This is a genomic window from Pseudomonas syringae pv. cilantro, assembly GCF_001293775.1.
Taxonomy (GTDB): domain Bacteria; phylum Pseudomonadota; class Gammaproteobacteria; order Pseudomonadales; family Pseudomonadaceae; genus Aquipseudomonas; species Aquipseudomonas syringae_P.
Genome location: NZ_LGLN01000013.1, coordinates 387798 through 407774 on the forward strand (window position 1 = coordinate 387798; position 19977 = coordinate 407774).

Here is a 19977-nt window from a genome sequence, read left to right on the forward strand (position 1 = left end):
ATACTAGTCGCGACGGGCGTGAACCCTCTTTTCGCGTATGGCAAGGTTGCATCATGCAGGCCGTGCTTACAAGAGACCACGATGGCTTAGTGCTATAAATGTGTCGGCCAGTTATCTTACTTCTTCAATGTATCTGGTCGGTTACCTAAAGCGCAGTGTTTTCGGGGTTAAAAGCGCTTTTTTCATGCGCTGATGGTGAACACCTTCTGGTGGCCGAAGCCTGGCCTCAGGCTTCAGATTTTTGCTGTTTTGGCCTCCTTTTCAGGCAACTGCAGGAAAATACCGGCGGCGAACATAGCGAGCACGCCTACGCTAAGGAATGTCAGCTGGAATGCCCCCAGCACGCTGCTGACCTCGCCTGCGGCAACGTCTTCGCTGAAACCGCCCAACAAGGCGGCCGCGCTCGCCACCCCGAGACTCAGGGACAGTTGGGCGACCACCGACAGCAGGCTGTTGCCGCTGGCGGCGCTGGCGTCATCGAGATCGATCAGGGTGACGGTATTCATGGCCGTGAATTGCAACGAATTCACAGCGCCGAGCAGGCCCAGTTGCATCAGCAAGACCCAGTAAGGGGTTTGCATATCGACCAGCGCCAGACTGGCCAGCAGGATACCCAGCAAAAGCGTATTGCCGGTAAGAATTAAGCGATACCCCAGATGTTCGATCAGCCAGCGTGCCACGGTTTTGGCGAACATGCCGGCTGCCGCCAGCGGCAGCATGCTCATCCCCGCCTGGGACGGCGAGTAACCCAGCGCCACTTGCAGCAGCAAAGGCACCAGAAACGGCAGAGCGCCGCTGCCCAGGCGGGCGAACAGGTTGCCCATGATGCCGACCGCGAACGTGCGGGTGCGGAACAGTGAAGGGGCGAACAGCGGAGATTCGATATGACCGGCGCGTAGCCAGTAGGCTGCCAGGCAACCCATTCCGGCGAATAACAGCAGCACCACGCGCATGTGCGGCAGGTGCAGCTCGCCCAGACCTTCCAGCGCGATAGTGATCAGCACCATCGCGGCGCCAAACAGGATGAAACCGACGCCGTCGAAATGCGTTCGGCCTCCGCCAGGCAGATCTGGAATGAAATGCTTGACCGCGTAACAGCCCAGAATTCCGACTGGAATGTTGATCAGAAAAATCCAGTGCCAGCTCAGGTACTCAACCATCCAGCCGCCCAGCGTCGGACCCAGTAGCGGGCCAAGCAAACCGGGTATGGTGATGAAGCCCATGATCCGCATCAGCTCCGATCGCGGGTAGGCGCGCAGCACAATCAGGCGCCCGATCGGCACCATCAGCGCGCCGCCAAGCCCCTGAACAATCCGTGCTGCGACCAGTACGCTCAGTGAATGAGACAGCGCGCACAGCAGCGAGCCGAAACTGAACAGCAGAATCGCGCTGAAGAAAATCCGTTTGATTCCGAAACGGTCGGCAATCCAGCCCGACGCCGGAATCAGCAGCGCGATGGTCAGCATGTAGGCGATGACCACCGACTGCATGCGCAGCGGGTCTTCTGCCAGCGAAAGGGCCATGGACGGCAGGGCCGTGTTGAGGATCGTGCCGTCCAGGCTTTGCATGAAGAACGCGATTGCGATAACCCAGGGCATCCAGCGCAGGGTTTTATCGTCCGTGATGGGCGCCGCTGAGTTCGACATAGGCTCCTGCTATAACGTGAAGGTGATTCGACTGATCAGCGCGCCGGGCAAGTGGGTAGAGCCGGTCTGACGCTGGCTGTAGGTGCTTGATTGCAGGATCAGCTCCCGCTCGCGGGTCAGGTCTTCCAGCGCACTGCCCAGCAGGCTGTAGGCGCTGTCATCGAAGCGCATGGTGCTGACCGGCGCGACGATCTGGCCATCTTCGACCCAGAAAGTTGCAAAGCGTGTCATGCCGGTCAGACGTGCGGCGGCGCGGTCCGAGAAGTTCAAGTACCACAGGTTGCTGATGTAAAGACCGGTGCCGAGCTTTTCAAGGATCTGATCCAGTTCCAGCGAACCCCCGGCCATGCTCAGGGCGCTGGGCCCTTCGCCATAATCCGCGCCGTTGGCGGGCAAGCCATATTCGGCTGCGCTGCTCGAATCCACCAGCCGCTCGCGGGCTTGCCCGTTGCCGATCAGCGCCAGATCCTTGCGCGGGTAGCCTTCGCGCGAGAACGCAGGCGAGAGCGAGCCGGTGACCTGCTCGTCGATGCTGACCATGGGGCTGAACGGCGTGTCGCCGTCATACAGCCGTTGCAGCGGGCTGCGTTTGCTGGCCAGCGCCTGAGCGGAAAACCCGCCCCAGGTGAGCATGCCGATCACTTCGTCCATTGCCGCCGGAGCCAGGTAGGCACGGTACTGCCCCGGTTCGAGCACATGCAGCGGGCGACCGAGAAACTCCAGTTGCTCGCGTGCCTGTTCGAAGCGACGCACGAAGGCCTCGTTGCTCCAGTCGTGACCGGCGTAATTGGCTTTCACCGCCTGGCCGTTTTCATGAAACAGGCTCCAGTCGAAATTGAAGCTGTTGGCCTGATGCCAGCCCAGTGCGCCCCACGAGCTGGCAAAACCGCGATACAACGGGCCTGCCGCATAAAAGCCCACCAGATCGAGACCTTGAGCCAATGCGCTGATCAGCTCCACGACCTGGGCGCTGTCCGGCAGCGGCAGGTCTTGCACGTTGCTGCTCTGCCAGGCCTGGGTGTTGGGCAGCAGATACGGGTCTTTCGACAACGATGGCAGCGTGTCGCGCAACTGCTGCAAGGCCTCGGTCAGGCGCCTGGTGTCGGTTTCGGTATCGCCGGACAGTGTCACTTCCAGATTGGCATGACGTCCGTCGTCAATCAGCTTGAAGGTCAGGATCACCTGCTGCACGCAACCGGCCTGCCGGACCTGACCGTGGTTGAAACGGATGAAATCCGACGCTTCGGCGTCGTAGGCCAGGGTGAACTGTTCGGTCGGGCTGAGCGCCGCCCTGAGCATGGCGACCAGCGCCTCGAATTGCTGTTGGTGCGACATCAGGCGTCCCCTCCGAATACATCGACATTGGCAAACACACACGCCGGGGAGGCGTGGCCGACCCGGATCACCTGGTTTGGCTCACCCTTGCCGCAGTTGGGGGTGCCCAGCACTTTGAAGGTGCTCGCATCGCCAACGGCGCTGAGGTTTTTCCAGAATTGCGCAGAAATCGCCCGATAGTTGGGGTTCTTCACCACGCCCTTGAGCTCGCCGTTTTCGATCAACTGGCCCCATTCACAGCCAAACTGGAACTTGTTTCGCGCATCGTCGATGGACCACGAGCGATTACTCGACATCAGAATGCCGTGCTCGATAGTGCCGATCAGGCTCTCCATCGACTGATCGCCAGGCTCGATATTCAGGTTGGCCATGCGATCGATGGGCGCGCGATTCCAGCCACAGGCGCGGCTGTTGGCCACGCCGTCCAGGCCGCTGCGGTATTGCGACAGCGCGCCGCCAAGCGGACGCAGCAGCAGGCCTTCGCGAATCAGAAACTGCTTGTTCGCCGGGGTGCCGTCGTCATCGTGCGCGTAACTGGCCAGTTGTTCGGGAATCTCCGGGTCGAAGGTCACGTTGAGCAGGCTGGAGCCGTATTGCAGCGTGCCAAAATCCGACGTCTTGACGAAGCTGGTGCCAGCGTAATTACGCTCGTCACCGAGAATGCGGTCCAGTTCCAGCGGGTGGCCGATGGACTCGTGAATCTGCAGGACCATCTGGTCCGGCATCAACAACAGATCGCGCGGGCCGGAAGGCGTATTGGGTGCGAGGATCAACTGCAAGGCCTCATCGGCCACGCGTGCGGCAGAGCCGATCAGCCCGCAATTGCTCAGCACTTCGAGGCCGCCCTGTTGGCCGAAATTGTCACCGCCGAGGTTGCGCGTCTGGCTGTCGCGGCCGTCGTAGGCGGTCACGCTCATGCCGGGAAATACAAAACGCTGTGCCTGACGAAGCTCGGCGCCCGCGCTGTTGAAGTAGATCTGTTCGACGGTTTCCAGCCCCAGCGTGGCTTGCCAGTTGACCAGGCGCTCGTCTTTCGGGACTGCGCTGGACTCAGCCATCAGCAGGCCGATGCAGTCGCTCAGCGGCGGGAAAGCTTGATCCATGTTCGGTGACTGGTAATCAGCCCTGGCGGTCGACACGGCTTGCGTGCTCAGGTCCAGCAAGGCATGCGGTGCCAGACGCCGGGCCAGTGCCTCGGCCTTTTGCAGGGCCGCTTGCAAACCCTGGCGGGAAATATCGTTGGTGGCAGCGTAGGCCTCGACGCCGTTCAGGCGCACGGTCAGCATTGCGCCTTCGTCGCTGCTCAGCGATGGCGGTTCGGCCACGTTTTTGCGCACGCACAGCCGTTGGCCGGTGCGACGCACGTAACGTACGGAAAAGAATTGCGCCTCACTGTGCAGGGCCGCGAAGTGCTGCTTGAGCCGGGCGGAGAAATCGAACATGCAGACAAGCTCCTTCTTGAGGGGGTGGTCGGTGAAGTCCGGACGGCCTTTTGAGCCGATTGCCTTTGCGAGGGAGATTACCCTCCAGGATTGCCAGACTGCACCTGCAAGCTTTGAGCCAGACGCATCAGCCCTGCATCACTAGCCGGATATCCGCGGCGAGTTCACGCACGCGCTCTTCTTCGGTGTCCCACGAACACATGAAGCGTGCGCCGCCATTGCCGATGAAGGTGTAGAAGCGCCAGCCTCTGCCCGTCAACGCCGCGATGGCCGGTTCCGACAGTTGCAGAAACACACCGTTGGCCTGCACCGGGAACATCAGTTCCACGCCCGGAATGTCCTTGACCAGCTCAGCCAGCAATTGCGCGCAGCGGTTGGCATGGCGTGCGTGCTTGAGCCACGCGTCGTTCTCCAGCAGCCCGACCCAGGGCGCAGACAGGAAGCGCATTTTCGACGCCAGTTGCCCGGCCTGCTTGCAGCGGTAGTCGAAATCCTCGGCCAGGTCATGGTCGAAAAACAGGATCGCCTCACCCACCGCCATGCCGTTTTTGGTGCCGCCAAAACACAGCACATCGACACCCGATTTCCAGGTCAGCTCGGCCGGGGAAGCGTCCAGGAACGCGCAGGCATTGGAGAATCGCGCGCCATCCATGTGCAGATGCAGGCCCAGTTCCTTGCAGGTGGCGCTGATCGCCTTGAGCTCTTGCGGCTGATAGACGCCGCCCACCTCGGTGGCTTGGGTCAGTGTCACGACGCGAGGTTTGGGGTAGTGGATGTCCTGACGCTTTAGCGCCACTTCCCGGATCGATTCCGGGGTCAGCTTGCCGCCAGCGCTGCGGGCCGTCAGCAGTTTCGAGCCGTTGGAGAAAAACTCCGGCGCGCCACACTCATCGGTTTCGACGTGGGCCGTTTCCGAACAGATGACACTGTGATAACTCTGGCACAGCGAAGACAGGGCGAGCGAGTTGGCCGCCGTACCATTGAAGGCAAAAAACACTTCGCAATCGGTTTCGAACAAACGGCGGAAATCATCTGAAGCACGCGCAGTCCACTGATCGTCGCCGTAGGCACGCTGATGGCCCTTGTTCGCCTGTTCCATGGCGGCCCAGGCTTCTGGGCAGATACCGGAATAGTTGTCACTGGCGAACTGTTGGCTTTGGTCTGTCATGGCCGATTCCTTGTGGACCTATTAGGCTGCGCACTTTAGCGACAATACGGGGTGCGGTCATGTGTTGGCTGCATGACTGACTGAACCGATCAGGAGTGATATGGATCTTTCCAACCCGCCTTTTCTGCCGGCACGCAACAAGGCGCTGGACCTGCTCAAGTGGCTGGCGATGCTGAGCATGGTGCTCGATCATCTGCGTTATGTGGGCTGGTCGGTTGATTTTCTATACGTGCCGGGGCGTTTTGCCTTTCCCTGGTTCTGCCTGGCGATTGCGGTGAATCTGTCGCGGCGCAGTGCGGCGATTGTGGCCCCGCGCGTGCAATGGCGTTATCTGGGCTGGTTACTGGCGTTTGCCGGGCTGGCGGAGATTCCGTATCGGCTGTTCATGGCCGATGCGACGGTGCTGAACGTGATGCCGACCTTGTTGCTGGGACTGGTGATTGCGCAGGGCTGGCAACAGCGCAACCCGACCACTCGAGTCATGGCCATCGTTGCACTGTTGTTGACGGCGATGTTTCAGAAATACCTGATGTTCGGATTTGCCGGTGTGCTGTTGCCGCTGGTCTTTGTGCTGGTGCTGCAAAAGCGCCTTTGGTATTCGTTTTTTCCGGCCATTTTCTGTCTGGCAGGCAACGCCTGGCCGCAGATGTTTGCCGGCGCGAGCTGGGGCGATCCGATTTCTTTGGGGTCGATAGTTGCGTGCTTGCTGGCACCCGCGCTGGGCATGACATTGCTGCGCAGTAAACCGGTTTTCTCAGTGATCCCGATGCGGCGCTGGGCCTACGCGATCTACCCGCTGCATTTTCTGCTGTTGCTGGGAGTGCGGGCAGTGGTGGGGCGGGTTTGACAGCCGCAACTATCGTGCGACGCTCTGCGTCGGCATGCCGTTCTGGACGCTCCGCGTCCTCTTTGCGACGCAGAGCAGCCCTTCCGGTATCAGCTATTGGGCAGCAAACGGCAGGTGATGCTTTTGATGTAGCGCGTTTCGGCAATCGCCGGGTGGACGGGGTGGTCCGGGCCCTGGCTGCCGCGTTCCAGCAGCTGGATATTGCGGTCCAGGTGGCGGGCGCTGGTCAGGAGGATGTTCTGCAGGTCGTCTTCCGGCAGGTGCATCGAGCACGAAGCGCTGACCAGAATGCCATCCTTGGACAGCAGGCGCATGGCCTGTTCGTTCAGGCGACGATAGGCGCCTTCGCCGTTCTTCATGTCTTTCTTGCGCTTGATGAACGCCGGCGGGTCGGCCACGATTACGTCGAAACGCTCTTCACCGGCCTTTAGCTCCTTCAGGGCTTCGAACACGTCGCCTTCGATGCAGGTCATTTTTTCGGCAAAACCGTTCAACGCCGCATTGCGCTCCACGCCATCGAGGGCGAAAGACGAGGCATCGACGCAGGTCACGTCGGCGGCACCGAATGCAGCTGCCTGAATGCCCCAGCCACCGATGTAGCTGTAGAGGTCAAGCACGCGCTTGCCTTTGACATACGGTGCCAGACGCGCGCGGTTCATGCGGTGGTCATAAAACCAGCCAGTCTTCTGCCCGGCCATGACCGGCGCTTCGAACTTCACGCCGTTCTCTTCCAGCGCGACCCATTCCGGCACCAGGCCGAATACAGTCTCGACGTAACGATTCAGGCCTTCGGCGTCGCGAGCTGCCGAGTCGTTCTTGAACAGGATGCCGCTGGGCTTGATGACCTGAACCAGCGCCGCGACGATGTCTTCCTTGTGGTTTTCCATGGTGGCCGACGCCAGTTGGACCACCAGGATGTCACCGAAACGATCGACCACCAGACCCGGCAGCAGGTCGGAATCGCCGAACACCAGGCGATAGAACGGCTTGTCGAACAGACGCTCGCGCAGTGACAGCGCGACATTGATGCGATGAACGAGCAGCGACTTGTCGAGCGGCAGTTTGATGTCGCGCGACAGCAGGCGGGCGCAGATCAGGTTGTTGGGGCTCATGGCGACGATGCCCAGCGGTTTGCCGCCAGCGGCTTCCAGCAGTGCCTGATCGCCGGCCGCAAAACCATTCAGTGGCGTGGCGGCTACGTCGATCTCGTTGCTGTAGACCCACAGGTGACCGGCGCGCAGGCGGCGGTCGGCGTTGGCTTTGAGGCGCAAGCTAGGCAGGGACATGACGTCGCTCCTGAAAAAAGAGCGGGATTATAGCGCGTCATCCCGGTTGTGCACCGGGATGACGACGATTAACGCGATGTATTATGCAGACAGCGCTTCAATCAGCGTGCTGTTGAAGGCCGGGATGTCATCAGGCTGGCGGCTGCTGATCAGCGTGCCGTCCGTTACAACTTCCTGATCAACCCATTTGGCACCGGCGTTGACCAGATCGTCTTTCAATGAGTTGAAGCTGGTCAGCGTCTTGCCTTTGACCAGGCCTGCAGAAATCAGCAGCCAGCCGCCATGACAGATGACCGCCAGTGGTTTGCCGGACGCATCAATGTCCTTGACCAACTGCTGTGCGTCGACGTCGGTGCGAATGGTGTCGGAGTTTTGCACGCCGCCCGGCAAGACCACGCCGTGATAGTCGCTGGCATTGGCCGCCTTGAAGGTCCGGTCGATGTTGAAGTCGTCAGCCGGTTTGTCGTGATTCCAGCCTTTGACCTGGCCTTCTCCTGCAGAAAGAATTTCCACGGTGGCACCTGCCTGCTCCAGGGCTTCTTTGGGGCCGGTCAATTCGACCTGCTCGAAACCGTCGGTTACAAGAATTGCGATGCGCTTGCCAGTCAGTGCTTTGGACATGGGATCCTCCAGTGTCAGGCTTCATGAATGGCGCACGGCGAGCCTTTATGAGGCTGCCGTCTGCGCCACGTACACAGGGCCCGAAGCTGTACGCACGCCAAAGTTCCGAGAAAATCTTCGTCGGTGGAGATGGACCGTTCACGTTCAAGAGCGGAGAATCCAGCCATTATCGCGAGTGAATACCTATGTCCGAAGAGCTTACCTCCGAGCAGATACAGCTGGCATTGCAGGGCATCAGCGTGCCGCCCCAGCCGCAGATCATGGTGGATCTGCAGATGGAACAATACATGCCTGATCCGGATCTGGGCGTCATTGCGCGCTTGATTGCGCAAGACCCGGGGCTGTCCGGAGCGCTGCTGAAGATCGTCAATTCGGCGCACTACGGGCTGTCCAGCAAGATCGCCTCGATCGAGAAGGCAGTCAACCTGCTGGGCAGTCGGACCGTGATCAACCTGATCAACGCGCAGTCGATACGGGGCGAGATGACGGACGAGACCATCGTCGCCCTGAACCGTTTCTGGGATACGGCGCAGGACGTGGCAATGACCAGTCTGACGCTGGCCAAGCGCATCGGCTCGCAGACCGTCGATGAATCCTACGCACTGGGCCTGTTTCATGACTGTGGCATCCCGCTGATGCTCAAGCGCTTCCCCAATTACATGACGGTGCTGGAAGACGCCTACGCCAATGCCGGGCCTGACTGCCGTGTTGTCGACACCGAAAATCGTGCGTACGACACCAATCATTCGGTGGTGGGTTATTACACCGCCAAATCCTGGCGTCTGCCGGAGCATGTCACCAACGCCATCGCCAATCATCACAATGCATTGGCAATTTTCCAGGACGACTCCAGCCGCGATCCCACGCTCAAAAACCTGCTGGCGCCGCTGAAAATGGCCGAACATATCTGTCAGTCCTATCGTGTTCTGGGCAGTCAGGATGTCGATCACGAGTGGGAGAGTGTCGGGCCGCTGGTGCTCGATTACGTTGCGCTGTCCGAATACGACTTTGAATACCTGAGGGAAAGCATTCGCGAACTGGGTGCGCGCTGATCCTGCGCACCGCCGGGCTTTTCTTTCCGCACGACCGAGTTATCCATGCCTGAATTACCAGAAGTCGAAACCACCCGCCGGGGCATTGCGCCGCATCTTGAAGGTCAGCGTGTCAGCCGCGTCATTGTCCGTGATGGTCGTCTGCGCTGGCCGATCCCCGAAGACCTGGATGTGCGCCTGTCCGGGCAGCGCATTGTGCAGGTTGAGCGGCGCGCCAAGTACCTGTTGATCCAGGCCGAGGTCGGCACCCTGATCAGTCATCTGGGCATGTCCGGCAACTTGCGTCTGGTCGAAGCCGGCTTGCCGGCCCTCAAGCACGAGCATGTCGACATCGAACTGGAGTCGGGTCTGGCCCTGCGCTACACCGATCCGCGTCGTTTCGGCGCGATGCTCTGGAGTCATGATCCGCACAACCATGAACTGCTGATTCGCCTCGGGCCGGAACCGCTGACCGATCTGTTCGACGGCGAGCGGCTCTACGAGCGCTCGCGTGGCAAATCGATTGCCGTCAAGCCGTTCATCATGGACAACGCTGTGGTTGTGGGCGTGGGCAATATTTACGCCAGCGAAGCACTGTTCGCGGCGGGCATAGATCCGCGTCGCGAGGCCAAAACCATTTCCAGGGCGCGCTATCTGCAACTGGCGATAGAGATCAAACGCATTCTGGCCTACGCCATCGAGCGCGGCGGCACGACGCTACGGGATTTCATCGGCGGCGACGGCAAGCCGGGGTACTTTCAGCAGGAGCTGTTTGTCTATGGCCGTGGCGGGCAGCCCTGCAAGGTGTGCGGGACGACGCTACGCGAGATCAAGCTGGGCCAGCGTGCCAGCGTCTACTGCCCGAAGTGCCAGCGCTGAAATACCCGGACCGTAGACCTTGGGCCACTTGCGTTACCCCCATCCCTGTTTATAGTGATGGCACCTCAATTCGCTACGCCTGAAGGACCACGCCATGAGCCTGTTTCGTATTCTTGCTGCCACGCTGGCGTTGTTCGTAGGCTTGCAGGCGATGCCCGCCATCGCGGGCGACGTCAACGAAGGCAGTGGTGACCCGGTCTATGCCATCCAGAATCCGCCGGCCTACGCCATGATCGGTGACCTGCTCATTGCCAGGCCACTGCTGATCGTGGCGACGGTTATCGGCACCGGTCTGTTCGTGATCGCTTCGCCATTTGCGGCCGCGGGCGGCAACCTCGGGGCGACGGGCAAGGCGCTGGTGGTCGATCCGGGCAAGGCGGCCTTTGTGCGCTGCCTGGGCTGCACCGGTGACGGATACGCAAAGCAGCGATAAAGGATCAGGCCTTGCTGGTGATGATCCGGTACTTGTCCATCAGTTGCTCTTTGCTTTCGACGTGATTTTCGTCCAGCGGAATGCAGTCGACCGGGCAGACCTGCTGGCACTGTGGCTCGTCGTAATGGCCCACGCATTCGGTACACAGGTTCGGGTTGATCACGTAGATCTCTTCGCCTTGTGAAATCGCCTCGTTCGGGCACTCGGGTTCGCAGACGTCGCAGTTGATGCAATCGTCAGTGATGATAAGGGACATGAATTGCTCCTGCCGCAGCCGACGCCGGGGCATATGAAAACCAATGCGGCGAATTGTGCCGCATTAGGCCTCGGGATGCACCTTGACTTGCAGCGTCAGGGCTTAGCGTTTGAAGCGCTCAGTCAGCGCATCAGCGACGGCAGGGTGGACGAACTTGGTGATATCTCCGCCCAATGCAGCGATTTCACGCACTAACGTCGAGGAAATGAACGAGTAACGCTCGGACGGTGTGAGGAACAGACTTTCGACGTCCGGTGCCAGTTGGCGGTTCATGTTGGCCAGCTGGAACTCGTATTCGAAGTCCGACACTGCACGAAGACCGCGCAGAAAGACGTTGGCATTCTGCTCCTTGGCAAAATGCGCGAGAAGCGTGGAAAACCCGACGACTTCCACGTTGGGCAAGTGCTTGGTGACCTCGCGAGCCAGCTCGACCCGTTGTTCCAGCGGGAACAGCGGGTTTTTCTTCGGGCTGGCGGCAACGGCAATGACCACTTGGTCGAACAGGCGCGAGGCGCGTTCGACCAGATCTCCATGGCCCTTGGTAATAGGGTCGAAGGTGCCTGGGTACAACACTCGGTTCATCGCGTCGTCCTGGTCGGAGTCCGTTGTGGGACTCGGATGGTATCGCAGCCTTCCCGACGGGCCAAGCTGCCCGACATGCGCTGAAGATCGTATTGTGCCGATTATCGGCCATGTTTCGCACGAAATGCCCTGATTGTGGGGGTATCTGACGTTCTGATATTAATCTGTTAAATACGGTAATAGTTTGCAGGTCAGGCGTTATGTCGATTTGCCACTGCTGGCCTATCCCGTTGCCCAAACGCTTGCGCTACTATCGCCACCATCTCCTCAGCAGAGCGGCCCGGCCCAGCATGGCACCCCGTACCAAAACCCGTGAACGAATCGTGCAAACCAGCCTGGAGCTGTTCAACCAGCAGGGTGAGCGCAGCGTGACCACCAATCATATCGCTGCACACATGGACATCTCGCCCGGCAATCTCTATTACCACTTCGCCAACAAGCAGGTGATCATTGCCGAGCTGTTTCGGGAGTACGAAATGTTGGTGGGCAGCTTTCTGACCTTACCCGCCGACCGTCCGCCGACCATGGAAGACAAGCGCGATTATTTTCTGGCGATTATCGATGCCATGTGGCGCTACCGTTTTCTGCATCGCGATCTCGAGCACCTGCTGACCTCGGACGTCGAGCTGGCAGCGCGCTATCGGCGCTTCTCGTATCGCTGTCTGATGCAGGCGATGACACTCTATCGCGGGTTTATCAAGGCGGGCATTCTGAAAATGGAGGAGTCGCAGATCGAGTGGACCAGCCTCAACACCTGGATCGTGTTGACATCATGGGTGCGTTTCCTGTGCACGAATCGTGAAAATTCCACGCACGTGAACGACGAAGCGATTCGACGCGGTGTCTATCAGGTGCTTATGCTCGAATCCTCCTTTGTCGCACCGCAGGCCCGTGAAGCGTTCGACGCCTTGTGCGCAACGTTTCATGCGTCGCTGCCAAAGATTCTGGAGTGAATTTACGGGTCGTTCAGCGGCCTGATTAGCAGGTTTTCTGTCGCAGGAGTGTGTCATGTCTATCGCGCAACTGATCAGCCCGCAGCAGCTGGTCGCCCGCCAGAAACGTCCCGGGCTGGTGATTCTGGATTGCCGTTTTGCCCTGGAAGACTCCGATTACGGGCAGCGCAGCTATGCGCAGGGGCATATCGAAGGTGCGTCATTTGCCGACCTGAAGCGCGACCTTAGCGGGCCTGCGGTCAAGGGCAAGACCGGACGCCATCCGTTGCCGGACCCGGACGCCTTGCTGCACTGCTTTCAGGCGTGGGGCATCAACGCTGACAGCGATGTGGTGCTGTATGACGACGGCCCCGCCATGTTTGCCGCCCGTGCCTGGTGGTTGCTGGCCTGGCTGGGCAAGCGCGAGGGCGTGTACTTGCTCGATGGTGGCCTGAAAGCCTGGCACGCGGCGGGGCTACCGCTCAGTCTCGACGCGCCCAGCCATGCTCCCGGACAGTTCCGCAGTGAACCGGACATGTCGCTGTTGCTGAGCGCCAGCCGATTGCAGGGGCGTCTCGGACGTCCGGAAATGACCTTGATCGACGCCCGCGCCGAAGCCCGTTTTCGCGGCGACGTAGAACCTCTCGACCCCGTGGCCGGGCATATTCCCGGCGCGCAGTGTGCGCCGTGCAGCGACAATCTCGGGCCGGACGGGCTCTTTCTGCCACCCGAACAGCTCAGGCAGCGGTTCGCTGAAAAGCTGCAAGGTCGCCCGCCGGAAAGCCTGGTGTCCTATTGCGGCTCGGGCGTGACGGCGTGCCTCAACCTGTTCGCTCTGTGTCTGGCCGGTTATCCGTTGGGGACGCTGTATGCGGGCTCATGGAGCGAGTGGATCACCGACCCGTCCCGAGAAGTCGCCACTGGCGCCGATTAAGCGTGGGCGTTGCGCTCGTGGGCAGCGCTTAACCACAGGGGAATGCGCCGTTCGAGGTAATAGCCCGGATTGCGCAGCGAGCCCTCGACGAAACCGACATGTCCGCCTTTGGCATGCAGTTCGAATTCGGTGCAGGACGACAGCTCGCTCGGTTCGGGCAGGCTGTGAGGGAAGACGAACGGGTCGTCACTGGCCTGGATAATCAGCGTCGGCGTCTCGATCTGCCCCAGGTAGTAGCGGCTGGACGCTCTGCGGTAATAATCCGTGGCATCCGCGAAACCGTGCAGCGGCGCGGTCACTCGGCCATCGAAGTCCCAGAACGTGCGCATGTTCTCCAGCGAGCCGAGGGCTGCCAGCTCGGCGAGCCCTTCGGTCAGCCCTTCATGCTGAAAGCGCTGCTGTTTTTCGCGAACGTAGGCGAGCATTGCGCGCATGAAATGCCGCTGATAAACCTTGGAAAAGCCCTGGCTGATACGGTTGGCGCATTCATCCAGGCGAAATGGCACTGACACGGCAACCGCACCCAGCAAGTCGCTGTGTCTGCCGGTTTCGCCCAGGTATTTGAGCAGCACATTGCCGCCCAGCGAATAGCCGGCGGCGTACAGCTTTGCCAACGGGCGCTTTGTTTTCAAGTGGGCGATCACTTCAGCCAGATCCTCGCTGGCCCCGGAGTGATAACTGCGTGACAGCAGATTCGGCTCGCCCGAGCAGCCCCGCCAGTTCAGCGCCACGCTGGCCCAGCCCCGCGCCGCCATGGCTTTTTGCAGCCCCGCGACATAGGGCGAGTTGGACGACCCGGTCAGGCCATGCAGCACCAGCACCAGCGGCGCATCGGCTGCATCCGGTCCGTGCCAGTCCATGTCCAGAAAGTCCCCGTCCTTCAGCCACAACCGCTCGCGCGTCCGCGCCAGCAGCGTCGGCTTGCGTAACAGCGGTCCCCACAGGGTTTGCAGATGCGGGTTGCTCATCCCGGTAGCCGGAGTGAAAGGGTGTGCATGGGACAGAAAAGTGGCGCGTGTAGGCACGGTATTGCTCGACGATCAATTCAAGGGCTGGCGCGATACGTTGCCACTAAGTGGGCCGGGATGTAAGTGGGGGAATGACCTCTTCAGGAGGATTTCCCCCGGACGGGGAGGACAAACATTTCCATGGGGGCAGTTCTCGGGCATTTGGTGAGTCCGGTAGAGGTGCCATTGCCCAACAAATTAAAACTGCGGCATTTGAGCCGAGTCAACGGCTGCAGCGTAAGACGAATCTTTAATGCCTGCACGAATTTGGTCTTGAGCGGATAAAGCACAAATATGAGCGCTTTCAAGGTATCGAGTACTACACATCACCTCAGTCAGGCGATACTGTGCGCTCTCTGAATACACGCATAAAGGAAACCTCTGATGCTCAAGACCCTGAGCGTTAAAAATCTCACGGTTTTCCGAGAGCTGAACCTCATCTGTAGCCCCGGTCTCAATGTCATCGTCGGGGAAAATGGCATGGGTAAAACCCACTTGCTCAAGGTTGCCTATGCACTGATCGCCACTAGTGCCGAGGCGGCAAAAAAGGGCAGCGTGGCAGAGCCCACCAAGACCTATCTGCAGAAAGCCTATGCGGAAAAACTGACAGGTGTTTTCAGGCCTGAATCGGTTGGCAGACTGGCACGCCGCAAGCAGGGTCGTGGCAGGTGCGAAATTTCATTGACGTTCGATCAAAGCGCTCTTGATACCCGTATCAGTTTTGCGACGAGCGCTAAAACGGATGTCCAGATAGAAAAGCTTTCCGAAAAATGGGATGAGCAGAGTCCGCTCTATCTGCCGACTCGGGAACTGCTGACAATTTTCCCCGGCTTTGTCTCTGTTTATGAGGGGCACTACCTTGAATTCGAGGAGACCTGGCGAGACACATGCTTGCATCTTGGCTCCCCGACCTTGAAGGGGTCGCGGGAGAAATGGGCCGCTCAAATATTGGAGCCGATCGAGCAGGCACTGGGCGGGAAAGTTGTTCTGGATAACAACGGGCGTTTTTATTTGAACATCCCGGGCAGCGGATCCATGGAAATGCCGCTGGTAGCGGAGGGGCTTAGAAAACTGGCGATGTTGGCCCGCCTGATTGCCACAGGCTCTGTTCTCGACAAAGGGTATCTTTTCTGGGATGAGCCAGAGGCGAATCTTAATCCGCGTTTGATCCGGTTGGTGGCAAGCGTGATACATGCGCTTTCCAGTCAGGGTGTTCAAGTATTCATCGCGACACACAGCTTCTTCCTGCTCAAGGAGCTTGATCTGCTCTCCAGGCAAAAGCCTTTTCCACTTCAGTACTGGGGGCTTAAAAGAGAGGACGGTGCGGAGGGAGTTTCAGTCGAGCAAGCCGATGCGCTGGATGGCCTTTCAAAGTTGGTCATGCTGGATGAGGAGCTTGCTCAGTACGATCGTGAGCTTGATATTGCCAATGGCTGATGTAGTTGAAGGCACGTTAACATTTTCATTTCCTGATGACTGGCAGGTCATCAAGTTCGACGAGACTCTCTGGTACACCGAACGCATGAAGAGAAGCCTCAAAGGCATGGATATTCTTGCTGCAAAAGAAAATAGCCATTGGTGGATAGAGATTAAGGACTGCGTTGGTTACGAGCCGGACAACTTGCCAAGAATGTCAGAAACCCTACCGGTCTCGGTGGTGACGGCCAAACAATGGCTTGATGCTCAGGCATTTGCGGCGCAAGTGAAAGTACAGCGACGGAAGCTGTTTATTATCGATGAGGTCATGCAGAAGTTTCGAGATACATTGGTATCTGTTGTAGTGGCACACAGGGAAATCGATGGCGAGCTGTCTTCCTACACAGCGCCAGCCAGAAGTGGCCAGGGGTTGGTAATTGTTCTGCTTCTTACATGGTCAGCTCGAGATTATGGTCGTCTGGCAGCTCGTTTGAAGATGAAGCTGGATATGGCGTTGAAACCCTACGGCTTAACGGGCTTTGTAGTGGACGAGACCTGTAGAGTCCCTGGGCTCGATCTGATCGTAAGTAGAGCTGTCTGACAGACATTCACAGCTATCAGCGCAGTGAAACTTCACAGACTTCCATGAGAAGTCTGTGAGCCCTGATTACCCCCGCTGCCACAACGCGTAATACACCTGACCAGCCTTTTTCTCGCGGTGCAATCGCCAACTGCCGGGCAGGCCGGTGGTCGATGGCGGGGTTTCGCTTTCGGTGTAGATCCAGGCCGTGTCGGCCAGCCAGCCTCGGGTTTCCAGCAGGTTGCAGGCGGAGGCCAGCAAGCCCTGGTGGAAGGGCGGGTCGAGGAAGACCAGGTCGAAAGGCGTTGCGACAGCGGTTTCCAGATGGCGCAGAGCGTCGGTCTGGGAAACCTGGCCGCTGGTGCAGTTCAGGGCGTTGAGGTTCTGGCGCAGGCTGGCGATGGCCGCTGCGTTGTTGTCCAGCGCCAGGCCCATGCTGGCGCCACGCGACAGGGCTTCGAAAAACAGCGCGCCGCTGCCGGTGAAGACATCCAGCACTTTGGCGCCGGCAATGTGCGGCGCGAGCCAGTTGAACAGCGTTTCGCGCACGCGATCCGGCGTCGGGCGCAGGCCGGGGGCGTCCGGGAAGGTCAGGCGGCGGCTGCCCCATTCCCCCCCGATGATACGAAGCTGACCCAGGCCGTTATGGCCCTTCGGACGTGGATTGGCCATCAGTGTTCCGGGACCCCTACAGGTTGGCGAGCAGGTTTGTCGGTCGGCGCGGGCAGCGGCTTTTGCTCCACCGTCGGGCCAACGCTGACGATGACCATCTTGTCGGCGCTCAGATGCTTGCTCATCGCCGCTTTGACCTGTTCGACCGTCACGCTCTGCGCGGCGGTCATGTAGTCTTCCAGGTAAGTCAGCGGCAAGTCATAAAAGCCGATAGCGCCCAACTGGCCGACGATGGCCGAGTTACTGGCGGCGGTGAGCGGGAAACTGCCGGTCAGCTCACGTTTCACGTCATCGAGTTCTTTCTGGGTCGGACCGTTGGCGAGGAAATCGCGGACGATGTCCTGCACCAGCTTGAGGGTGTTTTCGCTCATTTCCGCACGGGTTTGCAGACCGATCATGAACGGCCCGGCGACTTGCATGGCCGTGAAACCGGACGAGACGCCGTAGGTCAGGCCGCGTTTCTCACGCACTTCGGTCATCAGGCGACTGCCGAAGCCACCGCCGCCGAGTACCGAGTTACCGACGGTCAGCGCTGCGTAATCCGGATCGTTACGGTCGATGCCCAGTTGCGCGAGCATCAGGTGGGTCTGGTTGGAAGCGAACTCGATGTGCGTAGGGCCTGCCTTGGGCTCGACCGGATCGGCCACCTTGGCCAGCGCCGGACCTTTTGGCAGCGAAGCGGAAACCTGCGCGGCGATGGCTTGCGCTTCATCCCGTGACAGGTCGCCGACCAGCGCAATGACCGCATTGCCCGCCGCATAAGCCTTGCTGTGGAAGGCCTTGAGCTGGGCAAGCGTAATGGCATTGATGCTTTTGACATCACCTTCGCTCGGGTGAGCATAAGGATGATCGCCATACAGACGCTCGAACAGCGCCTTGTTGCCGATAGCGGCCGGGCTCTGTTTCTGGCTTTCGAGGCTGTCGATCAACTGGTTTTTGATACGCGCCAGCGAGTCGGCAGGGAAGGTCGGTTTGCCGACCACTTCGCCGAACAGCTTCAAGGCCGGATCACGCTTGTCGACCGCACTCAGGCTGCGCAGCGAGGCAACGGCCATGTCGCGATAGGAACCGTTGCCGAAATCTGCGCCCAAGCCTTCAAAGCCCTGAGCGATGGCGCTGACGTCCTTGCCTTTCACGCCTTCGTTGAGCATGGCATTGGTGAGCAGGGCGATGCCGGGTGATTTCTGGTCCTGGCTGCTGCCAGCGGCAAAGATCAGGCGCATGTCGAACATCGGCAGCTCGCGGGACTCGACGAACAGCACCTTGGTGCCTTCGGCGGTGTTCCAGGTCTGGATGTTCAGCGCACGGCGGGCGGGCGCCTTGCCATCCAGTTCTTTCAGGGTTTGCAGGTTGCTGCCCAGTGTCGGCGTGGTCTGGGCTGGTTCGGCAACAGCGGCGTTATCGGCCAGCACCGGCTGGGCAATGAAGGCCCCCAGCGAGCTAGCCAGGATCAGGCCGAGCAGCGCATGACGTGGAGCATTGCGCTTGATCATTTGGCTTTCTCCTCAGGCAAAACGTGCGCAACGCTGAGGCGCTCACGGGTGAAGTAGGTATTGGCAGCTTTCTGAATGTCCTGCGGGGTCACGCTCTGCAGGTCTTCCAGCTCCTTGTCCATCAGTTTCCAGGACAGGCCGACGGTTTCCAGCTCGCCGATCATGGTCGCCTGGCTGGTGATCGAATCGCGCTCGTACACCACGCCGGCAATCACCTGGGCGCGGACGCGCTCAAGTTCTTCAGCGGACGGTGCCTTGGTTTTCAAATCATCGAGCAGGCGCCAGATGCCAGCTTCGACATCGGCCAGGGTCTTCTTCTTTTGCATGTTCGGCGTGGCGCTGATCATGAACAGACTGTCGCCACGGGCAAAGGCGTCATAACGCGACGAGGCACCGGAGACCAGTTCTTCGCCCCGTTCCAGTCGTGCCGGAATGCGGGCGCTGTAGCCACCGTCCAGCAGGGCGGCGATCAGACGCAGGGCGTTGGCCGAGCGTGGATCTTCAGCGGTCGCGACGCTCGGCACGTTGAAGCCGTAAATCAGGCTAGGCAGCTGGGTTTTGACGTGCAGGGTGATCTTGCGCTCGCCGGGTTCGGCCAGCTCGAGCGGTTTTTTCGAGGGCGGCACATCGCGGCGCGGGATCGGCCCGAAGAAGCGTTCTGCCAGCGCCTTGACTTCATCTGCCTGCACATCACCGACCACCACCAGCGTGGCGTTGTTCGGGGTGTACCAGGATTCATACCAATGGCGCAGTTCTTCAACCTTCATGCGCTCCAGGTCCGCCATCCAGCCGATGGTCGGCGTGTGATAGCCGCTGGCCGGGTAGGCCATCGCCTTGAAACGTTCGAAGGCCTTGCCCATCGGCTTGTCATCGGTGCGCAGGCGACGCTCTTCCTTGATGACTTCAATTTCGCGACTGAACTCGTCGGGCGGCAGCTTCAGCGTCGCCATGCGATCGGCTTCCAGCTCCAGCGCCACGCTCAGGCGGTCACGGGCCAGCACTTGATAGTAGGCGGTGTAGTCATCGCTGGTGAAAGCATTCTCTTCGGCACCCAGATCGCGCAGAATCAGCGAGGATTCTCCCGGTCCGGTCTTGCTGCTGCCTTTGAACATCATGTGTTCAAGCGCATGGGACAGACCGGTCTGGCCCGGCGTTTCGTAGCTGGAGCCGACCTTGTACCAGATCTGGGAAACGACCACCGGTGCGCGGTGATCTTCGCGGACAACGACTTTCAATCCGTTGTCGAGGGTGAATTCACGGGTCGGTTGCGGATCAGCAGCCAGTGCTGTCAATGGCAGACAAACTGTGCTGAGCAGCAGGCCTGCGGCGCGGCGGGCTAGAGCATTCATTCGTAGTTCGAACCTGTAAGACGGCCCGCGTGAACTTAGCGTCGGCGGGCGCGGGGGTGTTAGGATAC

20 protein-coding genes are annotated in these 19977 nt (G+C 59.8%); 8 read left to right on the plus strand and 12 right to left on the minus strand.

Going from position 1 to position 19977, the window contains the following annotated elements; all coding sequences use genetic code 11:
* Positions 1 to 233: 233 nt before the first annotated feature.
* The 4 genes from mdtD to ABJ99_RS03135 form a co-directional block, all read right to left on the minus strand.
* A complete protein-coding gene (gene mdtD / locus ABJ99_RS03120) occupies positions 234 to 1646 on the minus strand; it encodes a multidrug transporter subunit MdtD (RefSeq protein WP_054084564.1) in 1413 nt (470 codons plus the stop codon).
* 9 nt (positions 1647 to 1655) lie between these two features.
* Complete coding sequence (locus ABJ99_RS03125; protein ID WP_054084565.1) at positions 1656 to 2981, minus strand: TldD/PmbA family protein; 1326 nt, start codon at positions 2979 to 2981, stop codon at positions 1656 to 1658.
* Positions 2981 to 4423 (minus strand): TldD/PmbA family protein, encoded by a 1443-nt coding sequence (locus ABJ99_RS03130; protein ID WP_054084566.1) that lies wholly within the window; start codon positions 4421 to 4423, stop codon positions 2981 to 2983. Before ABJ99_RS03130 ends, ABJ99_RS03125 begins: the two co-directional genes overlap by 1 nt.
* Before the next feature lie 127 nt (positions 4424 to 4550).
* Complete coding sequence (locus tag ABJ99_RS03135; RefSeq protein ID WP_054084567.1) at positions 4551 to 5591, minus strand: threonine aldolase family protein; 1041 nt, start codon at positions 5589 to 5591, stop codon at positions 4551 to 4553.
* Between the two features lie 100 nt (positions 5592 to 5691).
* Between ABJ99_RS03135 and ABJ99_RS03140 the strand changes: the two genes are divergently transcribed.
* The gene (locus ABJ99_RS03140) at positions 5692 to 6438 is read left to right on the plus strand and encodes a TraX family protein (protein WP_054084568.1); all 747 of its coding nucleotides are present in this window, start codon (positions 5692 to 5694) and stop codon (positions 6436 to 6438) included.
* An 89-nt stretch (positions 6439 to 6527) separates the two neighbouring features.
* Here the strand turns inward: ABJ99_RS03140 and ABJ99_RS03145 are convergent, their stop codons facing one another.
* Positions 6528 to 7724: a class I SAM-dependent rRNA methyltransferase gene (locus ABJ99_RS03145; protein ID WP_007248113.1), complete on the minus strand. Its 1197-nt coding sequence runs from the start codon at positions 7722 to 7724 to the stop codon at positions 6528 to 6530.
* An 81-nt stretch (positions 7725 to 7805) separates the two neighbouring features.
* On the minus strand, positions 7806 to 8345 hold the full coding sequence (locus ABJ99_RS03150) for a type 1 glutamine amidotransferase domain-containing protein (protein WP_054084569.1): 540 nt from the start codon (positions 8343 to 8345) through the stop codon (positions 7806 to 7808).
* Positions 8346 to 8584: 239 nt separating this feature from the next.
* Between ABJ99_RS03150 and ABJ99_RS03155 the strand changes: the two genes are divergently transcribed.
* From ABJ99_RS03155 to ABJ99_RS03165, 3 genes are all read left to right on the plus strand, one after another.
* Entirely contained in the window at positions 8585 to 9397 is an 813-nt protein-coding gene (locus ABJ99_RS03155; protein ID WP_174518453.1) for an HDOD domain-containing protein, read from the plus strand.
* 45 nt (positions 9398 to 9442) lie between these two features.
* Positions 9443 to 10255, plus strand: a complete 813-nt coding sequence (gene mutM, locus ABJ99_RS03160; RefSeq protein WP_054084570.1) for a bifunctional DNA-formamidopyrimidine glycosylase/DNA-(apurinic or apyrimidinic site) lyase — start codon at positions 9443 to 9445, stop codon at positions 10253 to 10255.
* A 94-nt stretch (positions 10256 to 10349) separates the two neighbouring features.
* Entirely contained in the window at positions 10350 to 10688 is a 339-nt protein-coding gene (locus tag ABJ99_RS03165) for a hypothetical protein (protein ID WP_054084571.1), read from the plus strand.
* Positions 10689 to 10692: 4 nt separating this feature from the next.
* Here the strand turns inward: ABJ99_RS03165 and ABJ99_RS03170 are convergent, their stop codons facing one another.
* Together ABJ99_RS03170 and coaD are read right to left on the minus strand one after the other, a co-directional pair.
* Positions 10693 to 10944: a YfhL family 4Fe-4S dicluster ferredoxin gene (locus tag ABJ99_RS03170; RefSeq protein ID WP_003316325.1), complete on the minus strand. Its 252-nt coding sequence runs from the start codon at positions 10942 to 10944 to the stop codon at positions 10693 to 10695.
* Positions 10945 to 11046: 102 nt separating this feature from the next.
* A complete protein-coding gene (gene coaD, locus ABJ99_RS03175) occupies positions 11047 to 11526 on the minus strand; it encodes a pantetheine-phosphate adenylyltransferase (protein WP_054084572.1) in 480 nt (159 codons plus the stop codon).
* A 290-nt stretch (positions 11527 to 11816) separates the two neighbouring features.
* Between coaD and ABJ99_RS03180 the strand changes: the two genes are divergently transcribed.
* Positions 11817 to 12479, plus strand: a complete 663-nt coding sequence (locus ABJ99_RS03180; protein WP_054084573.1) for a TetR/AcrR family transcriptional regulator — start codon at positions 11817 to 11819, stop codon at positions 12477 to 12479.
* A gap of 55 nt (positions 12480 to 12534) precedes the next feature.
* Positions 12535 to 13392 (plus strand): sulfurtransferase, encoded by an 858-nt coding sequence (locus ABJ99_RS03185; RefSeq protein ID WP_054084574.1) that lies wholly within the window; start codon positions 12535 to 12537, stop codon positions 13390 to 13392.
* Here the strand turns inward: ABJ99_RS03185 and ABJ99_RS03190 are convergent.
* Positions 13389 to 14417 (minus strand): hydrolase, encoded by a 1029-nt coding sequence (locus ABJ99_RS03190; RefSeq protein ID WP_080377988.1) that lies wholly within the window; start codon positions 14415 to 14417, stop codon positions 13389 to 13391. The two genes, ABJ99_RS03185 and ABJ99_RS03190, sit on opposite strands and share 4 nt — an antisense overlap.
* A 366-nt stretch (positions 14418 to 14783) precedes the next feature.
* Between ABJ99_RS03190 and ABJ99_RS03195 the strand changes: the two genes are divergently transcribed.
* Entirely contained in the window at positions 14784 to 15836 is a 1053-nt protein-coding gene (locus tag ABJ99_RS03195; RefSeq protein WP_054084576.1) for an AAA family ATPase, read from the plus strand.
* A complete protein-coding gene (locus ABJ99_RS03200) occupies positions 15829 to 16416 on the plus strand; it encodes a hypothetical protein (protein ID WP_054084577.1) in 588 nt (195 codons plus the stop codon). Before ABJ99_RS03195 ends, ABJ99_RS03200 begins: the two co-directional genes overlap by 8 nt.
* 66 nt (positions 16417 to 16482) lie before the next feature.
* Here ABJ99_RS03200 and rsmD read toward each other — a convergent pair whose 3' ends face one another.
* From rsmD to ABJ99_RS03215, 3 genes are read right to left on the minus strand one after another with little or no spacing between them, the layout of a single operon-like run.
* Positions 16483 to 17067: a 16S rRNA (guanine(966)-N(2))-methyltransferase RsmD gene (gene rsmD, locus ABJ99_RS03205; RefSeq protein WP_054084578.1), complete on the minus strand. Its 585-nt coding sequence runs from the start codon at positions 17065 to 17067 to the stop codon at positions 16483 to 16485.
* Positions 17067 to 18560, minus strand: coding sequence for a M16 family metallopeptidase (locus tag ABJ99_RS03210; RefSeq protein ID WP_054084579.1), 1494 nt, complete (start codon positions 18558 to 18560; stop codon positions 17067 to 17069). Before ABJ99_RS03210 ends, rsmD begins: the two co-directional genes overlap by 1 nt.
* Positions 18557 to 19909: a M16 family metallopeptidase gene (locus ABJ99_RS03215; protein WP_054084580.1), complete on the minus strand. Its 1353-nt coding sequence runs from the start codon at positions 19907 to 19909 to the stop codon at positions 18557 to 18559. Before ABJ99_RS03215 ends, ABJ99_RS03210 begins: the two co-directional genes overlap by 4 nt.
* Positions 19910 to 19977: the final 68 nt, after the last annotated feature.

Excerpts from the sequence above, each read along its gene's own strand:
- mdtD (WP_054084564.1), bottom strand. The coding sequence starts at position 1,646 with ATGTCGAACTCAGCGGCGCCCATCACGGACGATAAAACCCTGCGCTGG.
- ABJ99_RS03125 (WP_054084565.1), bottom strand. The coding sequence starts at position 2,981 with ATGTCGCACCAACAGCAATTCGAGGCGCTGGTCGCCATGCTCAGGGCG.
- ABJ99_RS03130 (WP_054084566.1), bottom strand. The coding sequence starts at position 4,423 with ATGTTCGATTTCTCCGCCCGGCTCAAGCAGCACTTCGCGGCCCTGCAC.
- ABJ99_RS03135 (WP_054084567.1), bottom strand. The coding sequence starts at position 5,591 with ATGACAGACCAAAGCCAACAGTTCGCCAGTGACAACTATTCCGGTATC.
- ABJ99_RS03140 (WP_054084568.1), top strand. The coding sequence starts at position 5,692 with ATGGATCTTTCCAACCCGCCTTTTCTGCCGGCACGCAACAAGGCGCTG.
- ABJ99_RS03145 (WP_007248113.1), bottom strand. The coding sequence starts at position 7,724 with ATGTCCCTGCCTAGCTTGCGCCTCAAAGCCAACGCCGACCGCCGCCTG.
- ABJ99_RS03150 (WP_054084569.1), bottom strand. The coding sequence starts at position 8,345 with ATGTCCAAAGCACTGACTGGCAAGCGCATCGCAATTCTTGTAACCGAC.
- mutM (WP_054084570.1), top strand. The coding sequence starts at position 9,443 with ATGCCTGAATTACCAGAAGTCGAAACCACCCGCCGGGGCATTGCGCCG.
- ABJ99_RS03165 (WP_054084571.1), top strand. The coding sequence starts at position 10,350 with ATGAGCCTGTTTCGTATTCTTGCTGCCACGCTGGCGTTGTTCGTAGGC.
- ABJ99_RS03170 (WP_003316325.1), bottom strand. The coding sequence starts at position 10,944 with ATGTCCCTTATCATCACTGACGATTGCATCAACTGCGACGTCTGCGAA.
- coaD (WP_054084572.1), bottom strand. The coding sequence starts at position 11,526 with ATGAACCGAGTGTTGTACCCAGGCACCTTCGACCCTATTACCAAGGGC.
- ABJ99_RS03180 (WP_054084573.1), top strand. The coding sequence starts at position 11,817 with ATGGCACCCCGTACCAAAACCCGTGAACGAATCGTGCAAACCAGCCTG.
- ABJ99_RS03185 (WP_054084574.1), top strand. The coding sequence starts at position 12,535 with ATGTCTATCGCGCAACTGATCAGCCCGCAGCAGCTGGTCGCCCGCCAG.
- ABJ99_RS03195 (WP_054084576.1), top strand. The coding sequence starts at position 14,784 with ATGCTCAAGACCCTGAGCGTTAAAAATCTCACGGTTTTCCGAGAGCTG.
- ABJ99_RS03200 (WP_054084577.1), top strand. The coding sequence starts at position 15,829 with ATGGCTGATGTAGTTGAAGGCACGTTAACATTTTCATTTCCTGATGAC.
- rsmD (WP_054084578.1), bottom strand. The coding sequence starts at position 17,067 with ATGGCCAATCCACGTCCGAAGGGCCATAACGGCCTGGGTCAGCTTCGT.
- ABJ99_RS03210 (WP_054084579.1), bottom strand. The coding sequence starts at position 18,560 with ATGATCAAGCGCAATGCTCCACGTCATGCGCTGCTCGGCCTGATCCTG.
- ABJ99_RS03215 (WP_054084580.1), bottom strand. The coding sequence starts at position 19,909 with ATGAATGCTCTAGCCCGCCGCGCCGCAGGCCTGCTGCTCAGCACAGTT.